Source organism: Streptomyces sp. NPDC002690 (assembly GCF_053592415.1).
In genome coordinates this window covers 1-9,240 of record NZ_JBSFVR010000302.1, presented here as the reverse complement: position 1 = coordinate 9,240, position 9,240 = coordinate 1, and the positions used below count along the sequence as shown (strand labels likewise).

Genomic DNA, 9,240 nt, shown 5'->3' with positions numbered 1-9,240 from the left:
ACAGCCGTCACCATGACGACCCAGGCCGTCGCACGTCGCAAGCAGCTCCCCTTCGGGGAGAACCGGGCCACGGGCTGACCCGGACTGCGGGCCGGACCCGGACTGCGGGCCGACCCGGACGGCCGTCACGGACTGGACTGCCGGACGGCGAGCGGGACGAAGAAGGCGGCCCGGCTACCGGTTGACCTCCTTCGTCACCAGGGCCACCGCCTCGTCCACGTCGTCGGTGACGTGGAACAGCAGCAGGTCCCGCTCGGAGGCCTTGCCCTGGGCGACCACGGTGTTCCGGAGCCAGTCCACGAGACCGCTCCAGTACGCGGAGCCGAAGAGGACGATCGGGAAGCGGGTGACCTTGCCGGTCTGCACGAGGGTCAGCGCCTCGAAGAGCTCGTCCAGGGTGCCGAGGCCGCCGGGGAGGACGACGAACCCCTGCGCGTACTTGACGAACATCGTCTTGCGGACGAAGAAGTAACGGAAGTTGACGCCGATGTCGACGTGCGGGTTCAGCCCGGACTCGAAGGGCAGCTCGATGCCGAGCCCGACCGAGATCCCCTTCGCCTCCCTGGCCCCCTTGTTGGCGGCCTCCATCGCGCCGGGACCGCCGCCGGTGATGACGGCGAAGCCCGCGTCGACGAGCGCCCGGCCGATCCGTACCCCGGCGTCGTACTCCGGGGTGTCCTCCGCGGTGCGCGCGGAGCCGAACACACTGATCGCGCTGGGCAGCTCGGCGAGTGCGCCGAAGCCCTCCACGAACTCGGACTGGATGCGCATGACCCGCCAGGGGTCGGTGTGCACCCACTCCGAGTCGTCCTCGGAGTCCAGCAGCCGCTGATCGGTCGTGCCGGGCTGTACCTGTTCCCTGCGACGCAGCACCGGGCCGAGCCTCTGTTCCTCGGGCCTGACCGCGCCTTCGGGAATCTCCGCGTTCGCGGGAATCTCTGCGTGCTCGGGATTCCGCCCGTCCTCCGGGTTGCCCATGACCTGCTCCCTCCACCGACCTGCGTTGTGGCTGTTCCCGTCAGCGTAGATCCATGGAGGTTACGGGCGGGGTAATGCCGTGGGTCAGCTGGTGAGCCAGGACCGCAGGCGCTCCTCGCAGTGGGTGATCCGTGAGGTCACCACGTGCTCGTCGCGCTTGTGGGCGTAGAGCGCGTCGCCGGGACCGTAGTTGACGGCGGGGACGCCGAGGTCGCCGAAGCGGGAGACGTCGGTCCAGCCGAACTTGGGCTGGGCGGTGCCGCCGACGGCGGCCATGAACGCCTTCGCCGCCGGGTGGGAGAGGCCCGGCATGGCGGCCGTCGAGTGGTCGTCCACCGTGAACTCGGCGATCGCGCAGTCCGCGAAGACCTCGCGGACGTGGGCGAGGGCCTCCTCGGCGGTGCGGTCGGGGGCGTAGCGGTAATTGACGGTGACGGTGCAGGCGTCCGGGATCACGTTGGTGGCGTGGCCGCCCTCGATCTTCACCGCGTTGAGGCCCTCGCGGTATTCGAGGCCGTCGATGACCGGGCGGCGCGGTTCGTACGCGGCGAGCGCCGTGAGGATCGGGGTGGCGGCGTGGATGGCGTTGGACCCCATCCAGCTGCGCGCGGAGTGGGCGCGTTCGCCCTCCGTGCGCAGGATGACGCGCAGGGTGCCCTGGCAGCCGCCCTCGACCTGGGAGTCGGAGGGTTCCAGGAGGACCGCGAAGTCGCCTTCCAGCCAGTCGGGGTGGGCTTCGGCGACATGGCCGAGGCCGTTGAGGTGGGCGGCGACCTCCTCGTTGTCGTAGAAGACGAAGGTGAGGTCGCGGTTGGGCTCGGGGACGGTCGCGGCGATCCGCAGCTGGACGGCGACCCCGGACTTCATGTCGGAGGTGCCGCAGCCCCAGAGGACACCGTTCTCGTCGAGCCGGGAGGGCACGTTGCCGGCGATCGGCACGGTGTCGATGTGTCCGGCCAGGACCACGCGTTCGGGGCGGCCGAGGTGCGTGCGGGCGACCACGTTGTTGCCGTGCCGGTCGACCGTGAGGTGCGGCAGTTCGCGCAGGGCCGCCTCGATGGCGTCCGCCAGTTCCTTCTCCTCCCCGCTCACCGACGGGAAGTCGACGAGTCGGGCGGTGAGCGCGGGTCCGTCCAGGGCAAGGTCAAGCGTGCGATCGGCCATGGTTCCGACCCTATTACTCCGGCGCGCCCTCATCCGCCGGGGGATGCGGACGGACCGGTGACGGAGGGACGGGCGAGGGCCTGACCAGGGCCTGACGGGGCCCGGACCAGGGACGCCGGGGCGAGATGCCGGGAACGTCCGGTAAACAAGGGGTGCACTCCGGTCGGCGTTCCGGGGCGGACATCCGCGGCTGCAAGGATCTCGGCCCTGCCCGTACCCTCCAGTACGGTGGGCCAGTGCCTCGGACGACACTCTCCACTCCCAGCCGCCCCACGGGCCGCCGCCGCCTCTTCCAGGTGCTCGCGGCATTCGTCGTACTCGCCGCTCTGGCCGGGTATCTCGCCGTGCAGTACCTCTCCGGCAGCAAGGACCTGCTGACCGGCTGCGAGGTGCGCTCCGGCGACGGAAAGGCGGACGGCGAGGGAAGGACGTACGAGCTGGGCGTCGACCAGGCCGGCAACGCGGCGACGATCGCCGCCGTGGGGGCCGCGCGCGGGATGCCGGAGCGGGCCGTGGCCATCGCGCTGGCGACGGCGATCCAGGAGTCGCAGCTGCGCAACATCGACTACGGCGACCTGGATTCCCTCGGCCTCTTCCAGCAGCGCCCCTCGCAGGGCTGGGGCACCTCCGCGCAGATCCAGGACCCGGTGTACTCCTCCGGGAAGTTCTACGAGCACCTCGCGAAGATCAGCCACTACGAGGACCTGCCCCTGACGGAGGCCGCGCAGCGGGTGCAGCGCAGCGGGTTCCCGGAGGCGTACGCGAAGCACGAACCGGACGCGATACTGCTGGCTTCCGCGCTGACCGGGCGTATCCCCGCCTCGGTGAACTGTGCGGCGCCGGTCACCACGACCGCCGCCGCACCGGGCGACCCGGACCGGCTCCGCTCCGAGCTGGTGCGGGACTTCGGCAAGGGGGTCCTGCCGGCGGGCGAACCCGCGGAACCGGCGGCCTCGCACACGGTCGCGGTACCGGTGCGCGCGACGGACACGAAGGGCGCGACGGACGCGAAGGACGGGGCCGACGCGAAGAACGGGGCCGGGGCCGGGGACGCGAGGGACACCGCCGCGACGACGGCCGCGCAGCGGGGCTGGTCGCTGGCCCACTGGGCGGTCGCGCGCGCCGCCGACCTCGGTATCGACGAGATCGCTTACGCGGGCAAGGTATGGACCGCCGGTGCGGGCTGGCGTACCGAGCGGGCCCAGGACGCGAAGTCCACAGACACCGCAGAGTCGGCGGAATCGGACACCGGCGCGGTCCGGATGCGCCTCGCACAGTAGCGCGGCTCGTCACCCGCAGGGGCCATCCCGGACGGTGGCAGCCGGGTCGCCCCCGCACCGGTCGCGGGGTAGGGGCGGATGCCCCGTTTCCCGTGGGGCGCATGGGAAGTGACGGTACTTCGAGTGACGCGGAATTCCGTGCCCGGACCAAGCGTCCGGGGTGCGGATTATCCGACGCATTGCCGACTCTTTACCTCGGCCCACCGCAACCTCCCCCGCCCCCGGCGCAGTTGATCAGTCCGTCCGGAACGCCGGACGAGGACTGCCGGGCACGCCGAGCACGGCGAGCACCGGCAGGAACTGACGACTTTCCCGCCGAAGGAGCATCATGTCCCTCCCCCTGACCCGCCGTATCGCCCGCGCCGTCCTGCTGATCGCCGCGGCCGCCCCCGTGATCGGCGCGGCCGGTGCCGCGAACGCGGCGGGGCTCCCGCAGACGCCCGACCTGGGCGGTCTGACCAACCTGGACAGCGCGAACCTCAGCAGCACCCTCGACAGCACCGCCCAGCAGGGCGCGAAGACGCTGAACGAGACGGGCGGCAAGCTGGTCGGCACGGCCGTCCCGGTCGCCGCGAAGACGGTGAACCAGGCGGGCGAGCTGGTCGCTCCCGAGGCCAAGGACAAGGCCGGCAAGACCACCGGTCAGGCGGCCGAGGTGCTCGGTGGCACCGCCGACAAGGCGACCGGCGGCTCCCTGCCCGTCGAGCGCCTCGCGGGTGCCCTGCCGCTCGGCGGCTGACGGAATACGCCGAGCCCGGGGCAGGGGGCGGCCGGGAGCCGCCGCGTACCCCGCAGGGCATCAGTGCCGCCGAGTGGCCCCGGGGCTTGGTGATGCTGTGGGTGAATACCAACAGCATCACTTGGTCCCGGGGCCCCTCGGCGTGCGGTCACCGTCCTTCAGGCAACGATGCCCAGGCGCCGACGGTCAGGCACCGTCGTTCGGCCGCCGAAGTTCAGGACAGCCGCTTCACGGCCGCCGCGACCCGCTCGTCGGTCGCGGTGAACGCGACCCGCACGAAGCGGTCCCCCGCCGGGCCGTAGAACTCACCGGGCGCCACGAGGATGCCGAGTCCGGCGAGGTACGCCACGGTGTCCCAGCAGGGTTCGTCGCGGGTCACCCAGAGGTAGAGGCTCGCCTCGCTGTGCTCCACGCGGAAGCCGTGGCCCTCCAGGGCCGCGCGCAGGGCCGCACGCCGGTCGGCGTACCGGGCGCGCTGTTCGGCGACGTGGGTGTCGTCGGCGAGGGCCGCGACGGTGGCCGCCTGCACCGGCGCGGCGGTCATCATGCCGCCGTGCTTGCGGATCTGGAGCAGCTCGCCGAGTACGGCCGCGTCACCGGCGATGAACGCCGCCCGGTATCCGGCCAGGTTGGACCGCTTGGAGAGCGAGTGGACGGCGACGAGGCCGTCGAACGAGCCGCCGCAGACGTCCGGGTGGAGCACCGAGACCGGTTCGGCCTCCCAGCCGAGTTCCAGGTAGCACTCGTCGCTGGCGACCAGGATGTCGTGGGCGCGGGCCCAGGCGACGATCCGGGTGAGCTCCTCGCCGGCCAGCACCCGGCCGGTCGGGTTGGACGGGGAGTTCAGCCAGAGCAGCTTGAGCCCGGCCGGGTCGAGCGTGGTCGGGTCGTCGTAGGTGACGGCGTCCGCGCCGCAGAGCCGGGCGCCGATCTCGTACGTCGGGTAGGCGAGCGCCGGGAAGGCCACCTTGTCGCCGGGGCCGAGACCCAGCTGGGTCGGCAGCCAGGCCACCAGCTCTTTGGAGCCCACCACCGGCAGGACGTGGTGGTGGGTGACGTCCTTCGCGCCGAGGCGCCGCTCCACCCAGCCGCTGAGCGCGTCGCGCAGCTCCTCGGTGCCCCAGACGGTCGGGTAGCCGGGGCTGTCGGCCGCGGCGGCGAGCGCCTGCTGGATCACGGCGGGCACCGGGTCGACGGGGGTGCCGATGGACAGGTCCACGATGCCGTCCGGGTGGGCGGCGGCGGTCGCCTTGTGGGGTGCGAGGCGGTCCCAGGGGAATTCCGGGAGGCGGGAGGAGAGTGCTGCGGACACGGAACTCTGCTTTCTCGTACGGGCGAAAACACCTCGGTCCCGCACGGTGACGAGCCGTACGGGACCGGGCGGCACATCTGCTGCCGCGTCTGTGCTGGGTGTGGCGGGGCCGCGGCCGTCGCTTACTGGTTCTGGGGCGGCAACGCGGCCACGAAGGCGTGGTCGCGCTCGATGAGCCCCAGCTTGGAAGCGCCACCGGGCGACCCGAGGTCGTCGAAGAACTCGACGTTCGCCTTGTAGTAGTCCTTCCACTCCTCGGGGGTGTCGTCCTCGTAGAAGATGGCCTCGACCGGACAGACCGGCTCACAGGCGCCGCAGTCGACACACTCGTCGGGGTGGATGTACAAGGACCGCTGACCCTCGTAGATGCAGTCGACGGGGCACTCTTCGATGCAGGCCTTGTCCTTTACGTCGACACAAGGCTGCGCGATGACGTAGGTCACGCTGTCGTTCCTCCTCGGTAGGGCGTTGGCTCTCGCGCGGGAGCGCGGCGTCGATGATGCCCTCACCTAGTATCTCCGTAGTTCAGCGCGATCCGAACAGGAGGGGCGGTAGGAGCCGTGGAATTCACCGTCGGCGGACGGCTCGAGGTCCGTATTACCCAGGCTGATGTGGGAAAACGCGTGTCCGTCCGGTGCCGTTGTGAGGAAGGTGCCCCGGGGGCCGCGTTCACGGACACGGTCGGTGTTCTCACATCCTGGGACGCGGGCGTGCTCCGGATCACACCCAGGAGTGGACAGGGTGTCCACATCGCGGAATCCACGCTCGTCGCCGGCAAGGTCGTCCCGCCCGCCCCCGCGCGCCGCTCCGGCCCCGCGGCCACCTTCGCCGAGCTCACCCGGGCGACGGCGCACGCCTGGCAGCCGGTGGAGAACGAGGCACTGGGCGACTGGCGACTGCGCGCCGCGGGAGGCTTCACCCGCCGCGCCAACTCGGTCCTGCCGCTGGGCGATCCGGGGATGCCGGTCGCGGACGCGCTGGCGCACGCCGCCCGGTGGTACGCGGAGCGCGGCCTGCCCGCCTACGTCCAGGCGGGCACCGGCGCCGCCGACAGCCAGGAGGCGCTCTGCGCCGAGCTGGAGGAGAACGGCTGGCGGCGCGAGGTGTCCGCCGAAGTACGGATCGCCGCGCTGGCTCCCCTCGGTGACCAGGACTCGGACGTCTCCCGGGTCCTCCTCCACCGGACCCTCGACGCCCCGTGGCTGGGGCGCTATCACCGCGCCGGAGGGGACCCGGCTCCCATGCTCCACGTGCTGTCCCAGGGCCCGTCGGTCTGGTTCGCGACGGTGCCGGGCGACGACCCGGCGGGTGTGCCCGCCGCGATCGGCCGGTGCGTGGTGGACGGCCGATGGGCCGGATTCGGGGCGATAGAGGTGAACCCGGACTACCGGCGCCGGGGTCTGGCCACCACGGTGATGACCGCACTGGCCCGTACCGCCCTGGAGGAGGGCGCTTCGGCGGCCTGGCTCCAGGTGGAGGAGGACAACGCCGGGGCGCTCACCCTGTACGACCGGATGGGTTTTGTGACCCACCACCGGTACCACCACTTCCGTTCCGCGTAACGGCACGGGCGTTCGGAGCGGCGGAACAGGTGTCAGAGATGGACCCCGTGGGCGACGGAGCGGACTCCGAGGACTTCTCCACGGCCGGGCGCCGGGCGCGGTTCGCCGAGGAAGCACGCTCGGAGCGGCCGGATCTCGCGCTGCTCTGCCTGCTGGTGGGTGCCGAGGCGATGCCCGAGCCGCCGCCCGGTGACCCCGATCCGTACGGAATCGACGCGGCGCAGATCGAGCTGGACCGGCTGGCCGGGCTCCTCCCGCACGGCCTGTCCACCCCGCAGGACTGGGCGACGGCGCTGGGCGAACTGCTCGGCGGCCGGTACGGCTTCTGCGGCGCCTCCCCCGACTACCAGCGGCTGGAGTCGTCGTTGCTCCAGCAGGTGCTGCACCGCCGCCGGGGGTTGCCGATCCTGCTCTCCGTGGTGTGGATGGAGGTGGCGCGGCGGGCGGGCGGCCCGGTCCACGGGGTCGCGCTGCCGGGGCATTTCGTGGTCGGCTTCGGCGATCCGGCGGAGCACGTGCTGGCCGATCCGTTCGCCGGGGGCGTGGTACTGACGGGCGAGGACGCGGAGTTGATGGTGGCGGGGTCGACCGGCGTGCCGCTGCGCGAGTCGCTGCCGACGCCGGCCCGGCCGCAGGCGATCGTGCTGCGCGTCCTGAACAACATCCGCGCCTGGGCGGCGGCCCGCCCCGAGCGCACCGACGTGGCGCTCTGGGCGGTCGAGTTGTCGCTCCTGCTGCCGTCCCACCCGGCCAAACTGCGGTACGAGCGGGCCCAACTCCTCGTTCAACGCGGCGACTTCGTGCGCGGGGCGGCGGAGATGGAGGAGTACGCGGACATCATCGGCGGCATCGAGCCCGCGGCGGCCGAGACGATACGGCGGGACGCGCGGGCGGCGCGTGCGCGGCTGAACTGACGCCCCGGCACGGCTCGACCGGCGACGACCCGGGCACGGCTCGACCGGCGACGACCCGGGCTCGGCCCGACCGGCGGCGGCCCGGGCACGACGGAGCCGACGGCACCCGGGCATCTCCCTCACCGAAGGGCTGCCGCCGGGCGCCCCGGGCGCGCCCTCGGGGTCGGCCGCGTACTGCGGGCTTCACCTGCGAGCACGTGATGCGGAGCACATTGACAGCCCCCACGATTCTAGATCCTATAGGAAATAGAGAAAGGGAGCCGATGATGACTCACACCGCAGAAACCTGGCCGATCGCCGCCGCCCTGCTGCAGTTCCCGAACGTCGGACCCGACGGGATCTCCACCCAGGAGCAGACCGCCGAGCAGTGGGCCGAGAGCCTCCAGGAGGTGGCGGACGCCGGGTTCACCGAGGTCGACCTCACGGACGGCTGGCTGCGCCCCGGCGACCTCGCCCCCGCCCGCCTGGAGGAGCTGCGGACCACGCTCTCCGAGGTCGGTCTGACCGCCCCGGCCATCTCCGCGATCCGGCGCAGCGTCATCGACCCCGTCGACGGCGACGACAACCTCGCCTACTCGCACCGCACCATCGACGCGGCCGCCGCCCTCGGCGTCCCGCTCGTCTCGGTCGGCCTGCACCGGCCGCTCACCCCCGAGCAGCAGGCGGTGCTCTGGTTCTGGACGGTACCGGGCCCCAAGGACCCGGTCGGCGACCAGGAGACCTGGGACAAGGCCGTCAGCAGGCTGCGCGAACTCGCCGACCACGCCGCCTCGGTGGGCGTGGAGCTGTCCCTGGAGATGTACGAGGACACCTACCTCGGCACCGCGGACTCCTCCGTCGCCCTGCTCACCGACATCGGCCGCGACAACGTCGGCCTCAACCCGGACCTCGGCAACCTCATCCGGATGCAGCGCCCCATCGAGTCCTGGGAGTCGATGGTCACCAAGACGCTGCCGCACGCCAACTACTGGCACGTGAAGAGCTACTACCGCGTCGAGGACCCCGCCACGGGCACCGTCCTGACCTCTCCGGCCCCCATGGAGTCCGGCTTCGTCAGCTACCGCAAGGCCATCAAGATCGCCCTCGCGCACGGCTACACCGGCGCCTTCTGCGTCGAGCACTACGGCGGCGACGGCTTGAGCGTGGCCGCCTCCAACCGCGAGTACATCCGGCGCGTCCTGCCGCGCCGCGCCGGGCATCGCCCAACCGTACCTCTGATGAGATTTTTTGAGTCACTACCCTCACGTTTACGTGGCGCTAACAAAGTTAAGTGCTACATTAAAGTGGCAGT

Annotated in this window: 9 protein-coding genes; 5 read left to right on the top strand and 4 right to left on the bottom strand. The window is 71.8% G+C overall.

Features of this window, described 5'->3' with window-relative positions:
• Positions 1–174 precede the first annotated feature (174 nt).
• A complete protein-coding gene (locus ACWD3D_RS28195) occupies positions 175–978 on the bottom strand; it encodes an LOG family protein (RefSeq protein ID WP_451463601.1) in 804 nt (267 codons plus the stop codon).
• A gap of 84 nt (positions 979–1,062) precedes the next feature.
• Positions 1,063–2,142 (bottom strand): succinyl-diaminopimelate desuccinylase, encoded by a 1,080-nt coding sequence (dapE, locus tag ACWD3D_RS28190; RefSeq protein ID WP_451463600.1) that lies wholly within the window; start codon positions 2,140–2,142, stop codon positions 1,063–1,065.
• Positions 2,143–2,378: 236 nt separating this feature from the next.
• Here dapE and ACWD3D_RS28185 point away from each other — a divergent pair, with 236 nt between their 5' ends.
• Positions 2,379–3,422: a hypothetical protein gene (locus ACWD3D_RS28185; RefSeq protein ID WP_451463599.1), complete on the top strand. Its 1,044-nt coding sequence runs from the start codon at positions 2,379–2,381 to the stop codon at positions 3,420–3,422.
• Between the two features lie 328 nt (positions 3,423–3,750).
• Positions 3,751–4,161 (top strand): ATP-binding protein, encoded by a 411-nt coding sequence (locus ACWD3D_RS28180; RefSeq protein WP_451463598.1) that lies wholly within the window; start codon positions 3,751–3,753, stop codon positions 4,159–4,161.
• A gap of 214 nt (positions 4,162–4,375) precedes the next feature.
• Here ACWD3D_RS28180 and dapC read toward each other — a convergent pair whose 3' ends face one another.
• Both dapC and fdxA read right to left on the bottom strand, forming a co-directional pair.
• A complete protein-coding gene (gene dapC, locus ACWD3D_RS28175; RefSeq protein WP_451463597.1) occupies positions 4,376–5,473 on the bottom strand; it encodes a succinyldiaminopimelate transaminase in 1,098 nt (365 codons plus the stop codon).
• A 122-nt stretch (positions 5,474–5,595) separates the two neighbouring features.
• Positions 5,596–5,916, bottom strand: a complete 321-nt coding sequence (gene fdxA, locus ACWD3D_RS28170) for a ferredoxin (protein ID WP_065490770.1) — start codon at positions 5,914–5,916, stop codon at positions 5,596–5,598.
• 117 nt (positions 5,917–6,033) lie between these two features.
• On the opposite strand from fdxA, the gene ACWD3D_RS28165 reads away from it, so the two are divergent.
• The 3 genes from ACWD3D_RS28165 to ACWD3D_RS28155 all read left to right on the top strand — a co-directional run.
• On the top strand, positions 6,034–7,035 hold the full coding sequence (locus tag ACWD3D_RS28165; protein ID WP_451463596.1) for a GNAT family N-acetyltransferase: 1,002 nt from the start codon (positions 6,034–6,036) through the stop codon (positions 7,033–7,035).
• Between the two features lie 38 nt (positions 7,036–7,073).
• Positions 7,074–7,949, top strand: a complete 876-nt coding sequence (locus tag ACWD3D_RS28160; RefSeq protein WP_451463595.1) for a transglutaminase-like domain-containing protein — start codon at positions 7,074–7,076, stop codon at positions 7,947–7,949.
• A gap of 266 nt (positions 7,950–8,215) precedes the next feature.
• A partial coding sequence (locus ACWD3D_RS28155; protein ID WP_451463594.1) for a sugar phosphate isomerase/epimerase family protein occupies positions 8,216–9,240 on the top strand: 1,025 nt, incomplete at its 3' end.